Source organism: Caenimonas sedimenti (assembly GCF_007833165.1).
Taxonomy (GTDB): domain Bacteria; phylum Pseudomonadota; class Gammaproteobacteria; order Burkholderiales; family Burkholderiaceae_C; genus Ramlibacter; species Ramlibacter sedimenti.
The window spans coordinates 14,714-29,845 of record NZ_VOBQ01000003.1; the positions used below are offsets into that span (position 1 = coordinate 14,714).

Below are 15,132 nucleotides of genomic sequence, written 5' to 3' on the forward strand. Positions count from 1 at the left end.
TAAATAATAACCAATTCAAGACGGGATCCCTAGGGGTTTCCCTGATCCAGGAGACAACATGGACCACGCCAACCTGATTGCCATCGACGTCCACACCCATGCCGAAGTGAGTTGCTGGAACCCGTTCGACAATTACGGCGAGGAGTACGACCGCGCCGCCGACAAGTACTTCCGCAACAGCCGCCGCCCGACGATCGCGGAAACGATTGCTTACTACCGGGAACGCAAGATCGGCCTCGTGATGTTCACGGTCGACAGCGAGTCCAAGCTCGGCCGGCGCCGGATCCCGAACGAAGAGATCGCCCTGGCGGCGCGCGAGAACAGCGACATGATGATGTGCTTCGCGAGCATCGACCCGCACAAGGGCAAGATGGGCGCCCGCGAAGCCGAGCGGCTGATCAAGGAGGAGGGCGTGCGGGGCTTCAAGTTCCACCCCACCGTGCAGGGCTACCACCCCTACGACAAGATGGCCTGGCCGATCTACGAGGTGATCAACGCGCACAAGATGCCGGCGATCTTCCACACCGGCCACAGCGGGATCGGCTCCGGCATGCGGTGCGGCGGCGGCCTGCGGCTCGAGTACAGCAACCCGATGCACCTGGACGACGTCGCCATCGACTTCCCCGACATGCAGATCGTCATGGCGCACCCGAGCTTCCCCTGGCAAGACGAAGCGCTTTCGGTGGCCACGCACAAGCCCAACGTGTGGATCGACCTCTCCGGCTGGAGCCCGAAGTACTTTCCCAAGCAGCTCGTGCAGTACGCGAACACGCTGCTGAAGGACCGCGTCCTGTTCGGCAGCGACTACCCGCTGATCACGCCGGAGCGCTGGATGAAGGACTTCGAGGACGCGGGATTCAAGCCCGACGTGATGCCCGGCATCCTGAAGGGAAACGCCATCCGCCTGCTGGGGCTGGACAAGGCCGCCGCGTGACCACGGGGTTCTTTCGGGACCTCTCGGGGATCGAGGCTCTCGAATCCACGCCCTACGAAAAAGCAATACCTGCGCGCACGACCTACGGCCTGATCGCTCGGGCCGCGGGCTTGCATCCGGACCGCACGGCATTCGCCTACCTGCGCGACGGCACGCTCGACACCCCCATCGAGCGCGTGAGCTATGCGCAGTTGCTGGCGAACATCCACCGTGCCGCCAACCTGTTCCGCTCGCTCGGCGTCGGGCCGGACGATGCCGTCGCGATCCTTGGCCCGAATGTGCCCAGCACCCAGTACGCTTTGTGGGGCGCACAGATCGCGGGACGAGCATGCCCGATCAATTTCATGCTGCAGCCGGACCATGTGGCGGCGCTCCTGGAGGCCAGCGGTGCCAAGGTGGTCGTCGCGCTGGGTCCGCATCCGGCCCTGGACGTCTGGTCGGCCGTCCAGCGTGTCCCCGGAATCGCCCGACGCCAGGTCCTCGGGTTGCACCCGGACGACGATGCGCCCGGTTCGTTCGAGGACGCCCTTCACGCGCAATCCCCCGACCTGCAATTCGATCCCCCGTCGGATCCTGACCGTGTCGCGGCGCTGTTCCACACTGGCGGCACGACCGGTGCGCCCAAGCTGGTGCGGCACAGCCACGGCAACGAGGCGCACACCGCCTGGTTCGCGCACCAGTTCTACGGCTTCGACCAGCACACGGTCGAGATCAACGGCTTTCCGCTGTTCCATGTGGCCGGCGCTTTCGTTTATGGCCTGGCGCTGCTGGCCATCGGCGCCACGCAACTGCTTCCCACGGTCACGGGCATGCGCAACACCGACTTCCTGCGCAACTACTGGAAGTTCTGCGAACGCGAAGACGTCACAGCCCTGGCCTGTGTACCGACCATCCTCGCGAACCTCTGCAACACTGAAGTGGACGCTGACGTCTCGGGCGTGCGGGTGGCCTACACCGGCGGCTCGCCGTTGCCAACCGAACTGGCGGCACGCTTCGAGCAGCACACCGGGATCGCGGTGCGCAACATCCTGGGCATGACCGAATGCGCGGGGCTGGTGTCCATCGAGCCCGCCGCGGCGCCACGCGTGCCCGGCTCGGCCGGATTGCGCCTCCCCTACAGCCAGGTACGCATCGTCCCGTGGCGCGACGGCAGCATTCTCCTGGACGAAACGTGCCACCCCGGAGAGACTGGCGTGCTGGCGCTGCGCGGTCCGCATGTGAGCGCGGGTTACACCGACGAAGCGCGCAACGCGGGCATGTTCGAGGCCGGCTGGCTCATCTCCGGCGACCTCGGCCACGTCGATGCACAGGGCTATCTGCATGTCACCGGTCGTGCCAAGGACGTGATCATCCGCGGTTCCCACAACATCGATCCCGGCCTGGTCGAGGACGCCTTTCTCGCCCATCCCGCCGTCGCCATGTGCGCGGTGGTCGGCGAGCCCGATGCGCACGCGGGCGAGGTTCCGGTTGCCTTCGTGACGCTGAGGCCCGGCGCGACGTGTGATGCCCAGACCTTGCTGGCCGAAGTCGGGCCTCATGTCTACGAGCGGCCCGCGACGCCAAAGCGGGTCACCTTGATCGACGCGATGCCGGTCACGGCCGTCGGCAAGGTCTACAAACCCGCCCTGCGTCTGCGCGCGATCGAAGTGAAATTGCAGGAAGTGATGGCTGACGCTGCCCGACCCGCAGCCGTGTCAGTCAACGCGCAAGAACGAGGCTCGGCCGTCGTCGTGGTGGTGAGTATCGGCGCGCCCACCGATCCCGCGCTGGAGCGCAAGCTGCGCGACGCCCTGGCGGCCATGGCCGTGACTGTCGAATTCGTCTTCGAGCGCTGACTACCAGCCGCCCCGCACCAGCCACTCCTCGACTTCAGGCAGGCGATCCTGGCCCCAGAACGGCTCACCGTCCACCACGATGGTCGGTGAGCCGAAGACGCCGGCCTGGAGGGACGCTGCGACCGCCTCGCGCAGCCAGCCCCGGGCTTCGTCGCTCTCGATTCCCGCGCGCAGTGCTTGCGCATCGATGCCCGCCGGCAGCCTGATCGCCGCGACGGCCTGGGCGCTGGAAAGATCCAGGCCCTGCATCCAGCAGGCGTCATAGACGGCGGCGGCGAAAGCAGCCTCCTGTCCGGGGTGGTGATGCTTGACCCAGTAGAAGGCCCGCGCCGCCGGCAGCGGGTCCATCACCGGCTGGTCGAACCCGCGCCTGGGCTGGAGTCCGCGCTTGCGCAAGGCGCGCGCCAGATCGCGGCGGGCGTAGTCGCCCTTCAACGGCGTGTCGAGCAGGGGTTTCAGGCCCATCACCTTCAGCACGGACACCCCGAGCAACATCGAATGCCACTCCACGGTGCGGCCGTGCCGTCCGGCGAGCGCATCGACCTCCAGCGACGCCAGCCATCCGTACGGCGAGATGAAATCGAAATAGAAGTGCAGGGGTGCGGCCATCCACCCAAGCATACGGCGCCAGGCCGGTTGTATCTATCGGCGCCCGTACAAGGAGATGACTTCGCGTTAACGCCTATGACATGCCCCGAGGATGCCCCTATATTGCTTTTCGGCGTAGCTTGGCCAATCCAGCAGGAGACAAGACATGAGCAAATCGGGTTCGGGTCTGGGGCGTCGGACGTTCGCCGCGGCGGTCGCCCTGGCGGGCGTCTCGATGACGGCGTTCGCGCAACCGGCGATCACCTTGCACGGCGCCGTGCAGTTCAACGACGACCACGCGTTCAACAAGTCGCTCCTCAAGTTCGAGGAACTGGTCAAGAAATACTACGGCAAGCCGATCAATTTCGTCCTGCACCGCAACAGCACATTGGGGCTCGAAAAGGACTATTTCGCCTACATGAACCAGGGCATCTCGGTCGACTACGGGATCGTCTCGCCGGCGCACATGTCCACCTTCTCGAAGGCCGCGCCGTTCATCGACGCACCCTTCCTCTTCCGCGACCTCGCGCACTGGAACAAGGTGCTGGACGCCGACGTGCTCAAGCCCATCGCCGATGAAGTCGCGCAGAAGGCCGAAGTGATGCTGATCGGCTATGCGGGCGGCGGCACGCGCAACATCTTTGCGAACAAGCCGGCCCGGAACCTCGCTGAATTGAAAGGGCTGAAGGTCCGGGTGCAGGGCGCGCCAATCTGGAGCCGGACATTCGCCGCCGTGGGAATGGCTCCGACCGTGATCGCATACAACGAGGTCTACAACGGCATCCAGAATGGCGTCATCGCCGCCGGAGAAAACGAGGCAGCGGGCGTGGAGCAGATGAAGTTCTTCGAAGTCGCACCCAACCTCAACATGACGCAGCACGCCATCACCATCCGGCCGATCTGCTTTTCCGGCAAGACCTTTGCCAAGCTCCCGCCCGACCTGCAGGCCGCGATCGTCCGGGCCGGCAAGGAAGCGGGCGCCTACGGCCGCCAGATCGAGTCGAGTGAAGATACCGCCAAGCTCGAGGCACTGGAAAAGGCCGGGAAGCTCAAGCGCGTTCCGTTCGCCGACCGCGCGCAGATGCAGAGCATGGTCGATCCCGTGATGGCCGCCTACGCCAAGGAAATCGGCGCGGAGGCCATCCACGCCAAGATCCTGTCGATCAAGTAACCGATCCCTCAACAACGCCTTTCCGTTGCGACGGAAAGGCGTTTTTTTGCCAGTGGGCGATGAAGACGCTGATTGACTATTTTCACAAGATCCTGACCTGGCTCCTGGTGGGTACCGTGGCCATCCTGGTCGTTCCCGTCACCATGCAGATCGTGTCGCGTTACACGGGCCTCGTGCCTTCCTACATCTGGACCGAAGAGCTCTCTCGCTTCCTCTTCATCTGGATGGTCATGCTCGGCGCCATGGTCGCCGTGCGCGAAGGCACGCATTTCGAAGTCGACGTCTGGCCCGACCTGTCGCCCAGGGCGGCCGCGCTGCTGCGCATCGTTTCGAACATTTTCGTGCTCCTGTTCGCACTGGTGTTCGTGTACTGGGGCGTGCGGTTCGTGCGCTTCGGCTGGAGCCAGCAATCCGAACTGGCCGAGCTTCCCATGCCCTTCATCTTCCTGGCCTGGCCGGTGGCGGGCCTCACCTGGCTGGTCTTCCTGGGGGAAGCGTTCGTGCGTGACATCCGCTTGCTGACCTCGAAGGAAACCGCATGACGCAGGCCGCGCTCACCCCCGGCATGGCGGCACTGCTGCTGTTCGGCACCTTCTTCGTCCTGCTGGTGGCGCGTGTGCCTGTCGCTTTCGCGCTCGGGCTGGCGTGCCTGCCGTCTTTGCTGTTCGAGCCGCGGCTGTCGCCCATGGTCCTGTTCAACGAGACCTTCAAGGCCTACAACTCGTTCATCCTGCTGGCCGTGCCGTTCTTCCTCTTGACCGCCAACCTGATGGGAATTGGCGGCATCACCAACCGGCTGGTGAAACTGTCGCGCACGATGGTGGGCAGCATGCCGGGCGCGCTGGCCCAGATCAACGTGGTTCTCTCGGTGTTCTTCGCCGGCATCTCCGGCTCGTCGACCGCCGACGCCGCCAGCCAGAGCAAGATCTTCATCGACGCGCAGACCCGCGAAGGCTACGACCTGTCCTTCTCCATCGCCATCACCGCGGTTTCCGCCGTGCTGGCGGTGATCATCCCGCCGTCGATCCTGATGGTCGTCTGGGGGGGCGTGATCTCGACCTCCATCGGGGCGCTCTACCTCGCTGGCATCATCCCCGGCCTGCTGATCGCCGGGGCGCAGATGGTGACCGTGCACGTGTACGCCGTGCGGCGCAAGTACCCTGTGTACCCGCGCGCGACGGCGAAGGAGTTCTTCGTTTCCATCTTCGAGTCGGTGCCCGCGCTGATGACGCCCTTCATCATCATTGGCGGCATCCTGCTGGGCTGGTTCACCCCGACCGAGTCGGCCGCGATCGCCGTCATTTACGCAGCCATCCTGTCGATGGTGGTCTACCGCGAAATGGACCACAAGCACCTGTACACGGCGCTGCTGGAGACGGGCCGGCTGTCCGCGATCGCCCTGTTCTGCGTCGGCACCGCGTCCGCGTTCGGCTGGTTGCTGGCGTACTACCAGATCCCGCAGGCGCTGCTGTCGAACGTCACCTCCTGGGGCATGGGCGCCATCGGCGTCGGCCTGTTCATCGCCTTGTGCTTCCTGGTGGTGGGCTGCTTCCTGGACGCCATCCCTGCCATCATCATCGTCGGCACGACGCTGGAGCCGCTGGCGCGCTCCGTGCAGATGCACCCGATCCAGTTCGCCATCGTGGGCATCGTGGCGCTGGCTTTCGGCCTGGTCACCCCGCCCTACGGCCTGTGCCTGATGATTGCCTGCTCGGTAGCGAAAGTCCGCATGCGGTTCGCGTTGAAGGACACGTTCATCATGCTGGTTCCAATGCTGCTCGTGCTGCTGGCGCTGATCGTCTGGCCCGAGATCGCGCTCTTCCTGCCGCGGCTGATCGCACCGGAATTCGTCAAGTGAAGCGGCCTCAAGGCATGTACTGGCCGCCGTTCACGTCGATGATCTGGCCGGTCACATAGCCCGAAAGGGCTTCCGAGGCGAAGTACAGGAAAGCGCCCACGCATTCGTCGGCGGTGCCGATGCGCCCCATCGGAATGGTCGCCTTGAAGGACTCCATCATCTGCGGCGTCGAGTACCGATCATGGAATGGCGTCGTGATGACGCCGGGCGCGACGGCGTTGACGCGGATCCGGTCGCCGACCAGTTCCTTGGCCAGGCCACGGGTCGCGGTGCTCACGAAACCCTTGGAGCCCGCATAGAGGAAGGCCCCAGGACCGCCCCCATGGCGCGCCGCCACCGACGTCACGTTGATGATGCTGCCACCCGCGCCTTGCCTGCGCATGGCAGGCACGACTTCCCGGCAGAAAGCCAGCATCGAGCGGGCGTTGACATGCAGGATCTCGTCGAACAGTTCATCGGTGAATTCGGCGATGGGCACGCGCTTCACCAGGCCGCCGGCGTTGTTGACCAGTACGTCGATGCGCCCGAACGCGTCGAGCACATGCGCCACCGCCACCGGAATCGCCGCGCTCTCACGGACGTCGGCCTTCACCAGCAGCGCTTCGCCGCCGGCCTGGCGGATCGCATTCGCGACTTCCTCGGCGGGGCCCTGGGACTGGTTGTAGTGCACCGCGACCTTCATCCCCTGCGCGCCCATCGCGCAAGCGACCGCCGCGCCGATGCCGGTGCTGGCGCCGGTGACGAGCGCGACGCGGCCGCGCAGGTCGGGCAAAGCCATGTTCGAGAATGCGGAGCTGGCGTTGGCCATGGTGGATTTCCTTTACTTGCCGAGCAGGACGGAGGGCAGCCAGAGAGAGAACGCGGGCACATAGGTGACCAGCAGCAGCGCCGCGACCAGCGCACCGTAGAACGGCCAGATGGTTCGCATCACCTCGCCGACCGAGATGCCGCCGATGGCGCACCCCACGAACTGGGTCGTCCCCACAGGCGGCGTGTTCAGGCCGAGCGCGCAGTTGATCAGCATCATCACGCCGAACTGCACGGGGCTCATCCCGTACTGCGCGCAGATCGGCAGGAAGATGGGCGTGCAGATCAGGATGGTGGCGGCCATGTCCAGGAAGGTACCCAGCACGAACAGCATCACGTTGACCATCAGGAAGATCAGCCAGGCCTCCTGGGTCACGGACGACATCAGCGCGCCGGTCTTCTGCGGCACTTCGTACAGCGCCATGAAGTAGCCGAAGGCCGCGGAAATCCCGATCAGCAGGAGCACCACGCCGGTTGTCTTGCATGCCTTTGCGCAAGCCTTGAGGAAGTGCTTCCAGGACAGCGAACGGTAGACCAGCCCCGTGACGACCAGCGCCCAGATCACCGCCGTGGCCGCCGATTCGGTGGCCGTGAACACGCCGGAAAGGATGCCGCCCAGGATGATGAGGATGATGAACAGGCCCGGCAGCGCCGCCGCGAAGCTGCGTGCCACCTCGGCCCAGCCGACGAAGTCGCCGCGCGTCGGGTAGCCACGCTTCACGGCGACGAAGTAGGCCGCCGCCAGGTTGCACAGCGTGAGGATCAGCGCCGGGATCAGGCAGGCCACGATCAGCCCCAGCACGCTCACCGACGCGATGCCGGTCGTGGCGAGCGTGAAGATGATGATGTTGTGGCTGGTCGGCATGAGCGCGCCGACCAATGCGGCGTGCGTCGTCACGTTGACCGCGTAGTCCGCGTGGTAACCCTCCTTCTTCATCAGCGGGATCATCACGGAGCCCATGGCCGAAACGTCGGCCAGCGGCGAGCCGGCCACGCCGCCGAACAGCGTGCAGCCCACCACGTTGCTCATGCCGAGGCCGCCGCGGACGTGGCCGACGAGGCTGTTGGCGAAGCGCACGATGCGGTCGGCGATGCCGCCGTACAGCATCAGCTCGCCGGCGAAGATGAAGAAGGGGATCGCCAGGAACGAGAAGATCTGCATGCCGCCCACCATCTTCTGGAAGACGACGGCGACCGGCAGGCCGGCGGCCAGGATGGTGGCGACGGAAGAAAGGCCGATGGCGAAAGCCACGGGCACACCCATCAGCAGCAGGATGACGAAGCTGATGGCGAGGACGGTCAATTCCATGCGGGTTCCACGTCGTGGCCACGCACGAGCGCAATGATGTGTTCGACCGAGAACAGCACGATCAGCGTGCCGGCCACGACCAGGGGGATGTAGTCCACGCCTTCGGGCAGGCCGAGCATGGGCTTCTTCTCGTTCCATTTGCCGGTGGCCCAGAGCCAGCCGCTCTTGGCCATCAGCACGCCGAAGGTCGCCACCAGCAGGTGCACCACGATCGCCAGCTTGCGCTGGAAGCGTTCCGGCAGCAGCGTCGCCAGCGACTCCAGGCCGATGTGGCCGGCGTCACGGACGCCGACGGCCACACCCAGCGAGGTCATGTACAGCACCAGCAACAGGGCCAGTGCCTCGGCCCAGGTGGGTGTGTCGTTCAGGACGTACCGGCCGATCACCTGCCACTGGACGCAGGCCACCACGGCCAGCAGCAGGAAGACGGCCAGCATCAGGCTGGCGCGGGACAGGCCCGCGCACAGCCTCGTGTAAAGCAACATCTACTTCGTGTCCTGCACGGCCTTCACCAGGCGCTTCAGGTCCGGCGTGGTGATGAACTTGTCGTAGACGGGGCCCATGGCCTTTTCGAACGAAGCCTTGTCGACCTCGACGATCTCGGCGCCGCCGCCCTTCACCACGGCGAGCGACTTGGCTTCCTGCTCGTCCCACTTCTTGCGCTGGAAGGCGACCGAATCCTTGGCGGCCTTGCGGATCGCCTGCTGCTCCGCCGGCGGGAGCTTGTCGTAGACCGCTTTGCTCATCAGCAGCATCTCGGGCGCCATCGAGTGCTCGGTGCGGCTGTAGTACTTGACGGCTTCGTAGTGCTTGAAACCGTCGTACGAGGGCACGTTGTTCTCGGCGGCGTCGAGCAGGCCTGTCTTCAGGCCGGTATAGACCTCGCCGATGGGCATCGGCGTGGGATTCGCGCCCATCGCGCCCATCAGGGCCACCCACAGATCGGACTGCTGCACACGGATCTTCATGCCCTTGGTGTCGGCCAGGCTCTTCACCGGCTTCTTGCCGTAGATCGAACGGGCGCCGGAGTCGTAGAACGCCAGGCCGACGAAGCCGTGCTGCTCGCAGTCCTTCAGGATTTCCTCGCCGACCGGGCCGTCCAGCACCTTGCGCATGTGGTCGACGGAGCGGAACAGGAAGGGCATGGTCGGCACCATGGTCTTGGAGCAGATGGCGTTCATCGGGCTGATGTTCACGCGCGTGAAGTCGAGCGCACCGATCTTGGTCTGGTCGATCGTCTCTTTCTCGCTGCCGAGCGCGCCCTTGTTGAACACCTTGATGCTGTGCTTGCCGCCGGTGGCCGTCTTGAGCAGGTCACTCATGTACTTCACCGCGGCGACGGTCGGGTAGTCGTCGCTGTTGTGCACGTCGGAGGAGCGGAACTCCGTGGCCTGGGCGCCGAAGGCCAGGGCCGCGGCCATGGCGATGAGGGTTTGCTGAAGCTTCATGTCGTCCTCGTGGGTTGAAAAAGGTGGAAAGCGGGTCAGTGACGGCAGGCCGGTTCGGCCAGTCCGCCCACGCCGAGGCGCAGCGCGAACAGGCCACCCGCCAGTGGTTGGTCCGCCAGGTCGATGCCGGAAGGCCGGATCGAAGTGACGTAAAGCGTGTCGAGGTTGGTGCCGCCGAAAGCGCACATGGTCGGCTTCTTCACCGGGACCGGCAGCGAGCGGTCGAGTTCGCCGCCTGGCGTGAAGCGGTGCACCAGCCCGGCGTCGGCAGCGCAGATCCAGTAGCAGCCTTCCGCGTCGATCGCCGCGCCATCGGGCCGCCCGGGATGCCGGGCCATGTCGACGAACAGGCGCTGCCTCGCTGGCAGCCCTGTTTCGACGTCGTAGTCGAAAGCCCAGATGCGGCGCACCAGCGGGTGCGAGTCGCTCAGGTACATCGTCCGGCCGTCCGGGCTGAAGGCCAGGCCATTGCAAGTCATCAAGCCGCTGTGGATGGCGCGCAGGCTGCCGTGCTGCTCCAGCGCGAACAACGTGCCGACCGGTTGCGCCGCCGGGATGTCCATGAGCATGGTGCCGGCGCGAAAGCGGCCCTGGCGGTCACAGCGGCCGTCGTTGAACCGCATGCCGGTGCGCGGATGGTCCACGGCAGCCAGCAAAGTCGCCGTGGGGCCGTCGAGCCCGAGGTCGACGGCGAAGATGCCTGACTCCATCGCGGCGACCCAGCCGCCAGCCGCATGCGGCGCGATGCAGCCGACCATTTCAGGCAGGGTCCAGCGCACATGTCCGCCGCCGGCGGCATCGCAACGGTGGATCGCGCGGGCCGGAATGTCCACCCAGTAGAGCGCCTGCTCGGCTGGCACCCAGACGGGGCTTTCGCCCACGGCGTTGCGCGCGTCGATGACCAGTTCGGCTGTCATGGCTTCACAGGGTATCGAACGGTCCGGCCTTCACGAAGCCGCCGCCCTGGTATTGCGCGGCAGGGTCGTCGGCCGGGGGGTGCGGCGCCGCTTCGGCCTTGGCGCGGAACACTTCGGAGCTGTCGCGCGGCACGAAGCCCAGGTGCGCGGCCTCCTTGTTGTCCCACCATTTGTCGCGATTGGCCGAGGCGCCATAGACGATGGTGTGGCCGAGGCGCGGCGCGAACAGGCAGCAGCGCACGAGTTCGGTGAGGTCACCGTAGCTGAGCCAGGTGATGAGCATCCGGCGGTCCTTCGGTTCAGGAAACGACGAGCCGATCCGCAGGCAGGCCGTCTCGATGCCGTAGCGATCGAAGTAGAAGCGCGAGACGTCTTCGCCGAAGGACTTGGAGAGGCCGTAGTAGCCGTCGGGCCGGCGCGGCGAATTCGCGTCCAGCAGTTCGCCTTGCTTGTGAAAGCCGATCACGTGATTCGAGCTCGCGAACACCACGCGCTGGACGCCATGGCGGCGTGCGCCTTCGTAGAGGTGGAAGATGCCCTGGATGTTGGGCCCCAGGATCTCCTCGAACGGCCGTTCCACCGACACGCCGCCCAGATGCACGATTGCGTCGCAGCCGGCCACCAGCGCATCGACGGCCGCCTTGTCGGCCAGGTCGCAGGGCACGATCTCTTCGTGCGGCGCGGGCGGGCCGAGCGGGGCGATGTCGGACAATCGCATGTGTCCGGCGAAGGGCTGCAGGCTCTCGCGCAGCACGCGGCCCAGGCCGCCGGCGGCGCCGGTGAGCAGCAGCCGGGAAATGACGTCAGGCATGGGTGGTATCGGTTGTCATACAACGTGCCGATTGTGCGTAGACGAGGGCTGGCGCGTCAACCGTTTCTACTCAGGGGAATCCCTGAGGATCCAGGGTGAATTTCTTCGCCAAGGACGGCTGGCCCATGGCACGCATGTGGTACGACAACTACCGAAGCTCGGCCGTGGTCGCAATGTTTTGTTGCCCTTGAACCGGGCACTTGGCGCGCCCGCGGCGTTCCAAGGTGGATGGGAGATCAGGTCGGCTACCTCATCGGCATCGACGGCGGCGGCACAAGCACGCGGGCGTTGGTGCGCAGCCGCGATGGTGCGGTGGTCGGAGCAGGGCGTGCCGGACCCTCCGCGCTGGGCCAGGGCGTGGCGCAGGCATGGCGCCACATCCAGGAAGCTGTGCAGGCCGCCTTCGTGGCCGCCAACATCCGGCGCCCTGGGTGGCGGCAGTGCGCGATGGTGGCGGCGCTGTCAGGTGCCAGCCATGGGCCGTGGCGCACGGCCTTCCTCGCTGCCGACCCGGGCCTCGCTCATCTCGCCGCGGAAACCGATGCGTTCGCCATGCTGGTGGGGGCGCACGGGGGCAGGCCGGGGGCCATCGTGATCAGCGGGACCGGCAGCGTCGCGGAAGCGCTGGCCGCGAATGGCGAGCGCACCACAGTCGGCGGCTGGGGCTTCCCCGCCGGAGACGAAGGCAGTGGTGCCTGGCTGGGCCTGCATGCGGTCCGGCATGCGCAGCAGGCTTTCGATGGCCGGGCGAATGCCAGCCCGCTGGCACGCCGCGTCTGGATGCTCTGCGGCGATGAACGCGAGGCCTTGCAAGCCTGGTGCGCGCAGGCCGGGCAGCATGGCTACGCACAACTGGCGCGCGCCGTGTTTGAATGCGAGGAGCGCGATCCGGCCGCGGCAGCTTTGCTGCAGCAGGCCACGGCCGCGCTGGAAGACCTGGCGCTGGCGATCGATCCGCGCGGCCGCCTGCCACTGGCCGTGGGTGGCAGCATCGCGGAGCGCCTGGCGCCCCGGATGCGGCCCGCCTTGCGAAACCGGCTGGTGCAGCCGCGCGGCGGCGCGGTCGAAGGCGCGTTGGAACTTGCGGCGCAAGCCGTGCAACGACAGGAGCTGGAAGAGATTTCGTGACGGCAACGCTGCAGGGCTTCATCCTCACGCCGCAAGGCTTCGTGGCCGGCACGCTCGCCATCGACGGCGCCGGGCGCGTGCAAGCCATCCAGGGGACGCCCGCCACCGAGGCCGAAGTCCGGAACGAGAGCAAGGCGGACCGTCCGATCATCCTGCCCGGCTTCATCGACCTGCATGTCCACGGTGCCGCCGGGCGTGACGTGATGGAAGGTGGAGACGCCGCAGTGCAGATCGCCCGCCGCCACGCGAGGCATGGCACCACGTGCCTGCTGGCCACCACCATGACGGCGCCGGTCGAAGACCTGGAGCAGGCGCTGGCCGGGCTCGGCGGCCTTTGCCGGCAACGCGCGCCGCAAGCCGCCCGGGTGCTCGGCGTCCATCTCGAAGGCCCATTCATCAGCGCCGCCAGGCTGGGGGCCCAGCCTGATTTCGCCCGGCCGGTCCGCCTCGAGGAAATCCAGCGCCTGCAGGAACTGGCGCCGATCCGGCTCGTCACCATCGCGCCGGAGGTCCCCGGCAACCTGGAGGCGATCGGCCACCTGGTGGCCGCGGGCATCCGCGTCCAGATCGGCCACACGCAAGGAACCTACGAGGACGGCGTCGCCGCGCTGGAGCGTGGTGCGCGCGGTTTCACGCACCTCTTCAACGCGATGACGCCGCTGCACCATCGGCTGCCCGGCATGGTCGGCGCGGCACTCGCGCATGCCGAGTACGCCGAACTGATTCCGGACCTGCTGCACGTGCACCCCGGTGCGATCCGGGTGGCGTTGCGCGCGATCCCCTGCGCGTACTGCGTGACGGATTCCACCTCGGCCACGGGGATGCCCGACGGCGAATACAAGCTGGGCCGCCAGCCCGTCACCAAATGCCTGGGCGGCGTCCGGCTGGCCGACGGCACATTGGCCGGATCGACGCTCACCATGGACCGGGCCCTGCGCAACCTGGTGGACACGATGGGTTTGCCGCTCGCCGACGCATCGCGCCGCACGGCGGCGCACGCCGCTGATTTTCTCGCCCTGGCGGACCGCGGCCGCCTGGCGCCGGGGGCCTGGGCCGACGCGGTCGTCCTGGACCGCGACCTGCAGTTGCAGGCCGTTCACGTCGAAGGAGAAGCGATTGAACTCGCGCATGCTGCATGAAGCGCTGGAGGCGCCGGGCGCGGTCGCGCGCCAGCTGGTCGAGGACACCAGCCGCTACGCCGAACTTGGCGCACTGCTGCGCCGGCAGCCGGCGCAGTCGCTGCTGACCATCGCGCGCGGCAGCTCCGATCACGCCGCCCACTTCGCGGCCTACCTGATCATGGCGCGCCTGGGCCGCCTGGTCACCTCGATGCCGATGTCGCTGGTGACCTTGTACCAGTCGCGGATCCAGTGCGCCGGGCTCGCGTCGCTCGCGTTCTCGCAGTCGGGGCAGAGTCCCGATCTCGTCGGGCCCACGCAATACTTCCGCGAAGGTGGCGCCATCACCTGCGCATTCGTCAACGATACGGCTTCCCCGCTCGCCCGCGCCGCCGAGTGGACCTTCCCGCTGCACGCGGGCGAAGAAGCCAGCGTCGCGGCGACCAAGAGCTTCATCGCGCAGCTGGTGGCCGGCGCGCGGCTGGTGGCGGCATGGCAGCACGACGAAGTGCTGGAGCGCGGCCTGCACCACCTGCCCGAAGCCCTGCGCGAGGCGACCCAGCAGGACTGGAGTCCGGCGGTCGGCGTGCTGCGCGATGCGGATCGCCTGTTCGTGGTCGGCCGCGGACTCGGCTTGCCGGTGGCACTGGAGGCCGCGCTGAAGTTCAAGGAGACTTGCGGCATCCAGGCCGAGGCCTTCTCGGGCGCCGAGATCCAGCACGGCCCCATGGCGCTGATCGACGAAGGCTACCCGCTGCTGCTGTTCGCGCCGCGCGGGCCCGCGCAAGGGGGCTTGCTGGAGCTGGCCGATGCAATGCGCGAGCGTGGTGCGCGCGTGCTGCTCGCGGCGCCTGCGGGCACGCCCGGCTGTGACCTGCCATTGGCCGGCGCGGCCGCCGTGGAGCTGGACCCGATCTGCGCGATCCAGAGCTTCTACCCGATGGTGGAGGCGTTGGCCCGCGCCCGTGGCCTGGACCCCGACCGGCCGCGCCACTTGCGCAAGGTCACGCGCACGCACTGAGTGCACGCCGCGGTGCCGTTCGACGGCGCGAGTCTTGCATTGTCATCCGCATGGCCTGCATGCGCGTCACGTTTACAGAAGCATTCGCGAGCGGGCAACGACGCAACGCGGCAGTGTTGCGCAGGACGCAGTGGTTTCCACTTAGAAACTCCGCCCCCTTGTTTTTATCTACCGTTCACCTACAGTC

General features: G+C 66.8%; 15 protein-coding genes. 8 read left to right on the forward strand and 7 right to left on the reverse strand.

The window, feature by feature from the left end; all coding sequences use genetic code 11:
- Positions 1 to 58: 58 nt before the first annotated feature.
- Both FN976_RS03235 and FN976_RS03240 read left to right on the forward strand, forming a co-directional pair.
- A complete protein-coding gene (locus FN976_RS03235) occupies positions 59 to 934 on the forward strand; it encodes an amidohydrolase family protein (RefSeq protein ID WP_145890940.1) in 876 nt (291 codons plus the stop codon).
- A complete protein-coding gene (locus FN976_RS03240) occupies positions 931 to 2,769 on the forward strand; it encodes an AMP-binding protein (RefSeq protein ID WP_145890942.1) in 1,839 nt (612 codons plus the stop codon). Before FN976_RS03235 ends, FN976_RS03240 begins: the two co-directional genes overlap by 4 nt.
- Here the strand turns inward: FN976_RS03240 and FN976_RS03245 are convergent, their stop codons facing one another.
- Complete coding sequence (locus tag FN976_RS03245; protein ID WP_145890944.1) at positions 2,770 to 3,378, reverse strand: 2-hydroxychromene-2-carboxylate isomerase; 609 nt, start codon at positions 3,376 to 3,378, stop codon at positions 2,770 to 2,772.
- A 145-nt stretch (positions 3,379 to 3,523) separates the two neighbouring features.
- Here FN976_RS03245 and FN976_RS03250 point away from each other — a divergent pair, with 145 nt between their 5' ends.
- The 3 genes from FN976_RS03250 to FN976_RS03260 are packed head-to-tail and all read left to right on the forward strand — an operon-like array spanning position 3,524 to position 6,386.
- On the forward strand, positions 3,524 to 4,528 hold the full coding sequence (locus tag FN976_RS03250; protein WP_145890946.1) for a TRAP transporter substrate-binding protein: 1,005 nt from the start codon (positions 3,524 to 3,526) through the stop codon (positions 4,526 to 4,528).
- A gap of 59 nt (positions 4,529 to 4,587) precedes the next feature.
- Complete coding sequence (locus FN976_RS03255) at positions 4,588 to 5,070, forward strand: TRAP transporter small permease (RefSeq protein WP_145890947.1); 483 nt, start codon at positions 4,588 to 4,590, stop codon at positions 5,068 to 5,070.
- Positions 5,067 to 6,386 carry a TRAP transporter large permease gene (locus FN976_RS03260; protein WP_145890949.1) on the forward strand — a complete coding sequence of 440 codons (1,320 nt, stop codon included), beginning with the start codon at positions 5,067 to 5,069 and terminating at the stop codon, positions 6,384 to 6,386. Before FN976_RS03255 ends, FN976_RS03260 begins: the two co-directional genes overlap by 4 nt.
- A 7-nt stretch (positions 6,387 to 6,393) precedes the next feature.
- On the opposite strand, the gene FN976_RS03265 is transcribed toward FN976_RS03260, so the two are convergent.
- From FN976_RS03265 to FN976_RS03290, 6 genes are read right to left on the reverse strand one after another with little or no spacing between them, the layout of a single operon-like run.
- Positions 6,394 to 7,158, reverse strand: a complete 765-nt coding sequence (locus FN976_RS03265) for an SDR family NAD(P)-dependent oxidoreductase (RefSeq protein ID WP_145891450.1) — start codon at positions 7,156 to 7,158, stop codon at positions 6,394 to 6,396.
- 48 nt (positions 7,159 to 7,206) lie between these two features.
- Positions 7,207 to 8,502 (reverse strand): TRAP transporter large permease, encoded by a 1,296-nt coding sequence (locus FN976_RS03270; RefSeq protein ID WP_145890951.1) that lies wholly within the window; start codon positions 8,500 to 8,502, stop codon positions 7,207 to 7,209.
- Positions 8,493 to 8,987 (reverse strand): TRAP transporter small permease, encoded by a 495-nt coding sequence (locus tag FN976_RS03275; RefSeq protein ID WP_145890953.1) that lies wholly within the window; start codon positions 8,985 to 8,987, stop codon positions 8,493 to 8,495. The genes FN976_RS03270 and FN976_RS03275 overlap by 10 nt, the downstream gene beginning before the upstream one ends.
- The gene (locus tag FN976_RS03280; protein WP_145890955.1) at positions 8,988 to 9,950 is read right to left on the reverse strand and encodes a TRAP transporter substrate-binding protein; all 963 of its coding nucleotides are present in this window, start codon (positions 9,948 to 9,950) and stop codon (positions 8,988 to 8,990) included.
- Between the two features lie 35 nt (positions 9,951 to 9,985).
- Positions 9,986 to 10,867: an SMP-30/gluconolactonase/LRE family protein gene (locus tag FN976_RS03285; RefSeq protein WP_145890957.1), complete on the reverse strand. Its 882-nt coding sequence runs from the start codon at positions 10,865 to 10,867 to the stop codon at positions 9,986 to 9,988.
- Between the two features lie 4 nt (positions 10,868 to 10,871).
- Complete coding sequence (locus FN976_RS03290; protein ID WP_145890959.1) at positions 10,872 to 11,678, reverse strand: NAD-dependent epimerase/dehydratase family protein; 807 nt, start codon at positions 11,676 to 11,678, stop codon at positions 10,872 to 10,874.
- Between the two features lie 228 nt (positions 11,679 to 11,906).
- On the opposite strand from FN976_RS03290, the gene FN976_RS29355 reads away from it, so the two are divergent.
- The 3 genes from FN976_RS29355 to FN976_RS03305 are packed head-to-tail and all read left to right on the forward strand — an operon-like array spanning position 11,907 to position 14,945.
- A complete protein-coding gene (locus FN976_RS29355) occupies positions 11,907 to 12,806 on the forward strand; it encodes a glucosamine kinase nucleotide-binding domain-containing protein (protein WP_145890961.1) in 900 nt (299 codons plus the stop codon).
- Complete coding sequence (gene nagA, locus FN976_RS03300) at positions 12,803 to 13,945, forward strand: N-acetylglucosamine-6-phosphate deacetylase (RefSeq protein ID WP_145890963.1); 1,143 nt, start codon at positions 12,803 to 12,805, stop codon at positions 13,943 to 13,945. The genes FN976_RS29355 and nagA overlap by 4 nt, the downstream gene beginning before the upstream one ends.
- Entirely contained in the window at positions 13,923 to 14,945 is a 1,023-nt protein-coding gene (locus FN976_RS03305; RefSeq protein ID WP_432417844.1) for an SIS domain-containing protein, read from the forward strand. The genes nagA and FN976_RS03305 overlap by 23 nt, the downstream gene beginning before the upstream one ends.
- Positions 14,946 to 15,132: the final 187 nt, after the last annotated feature.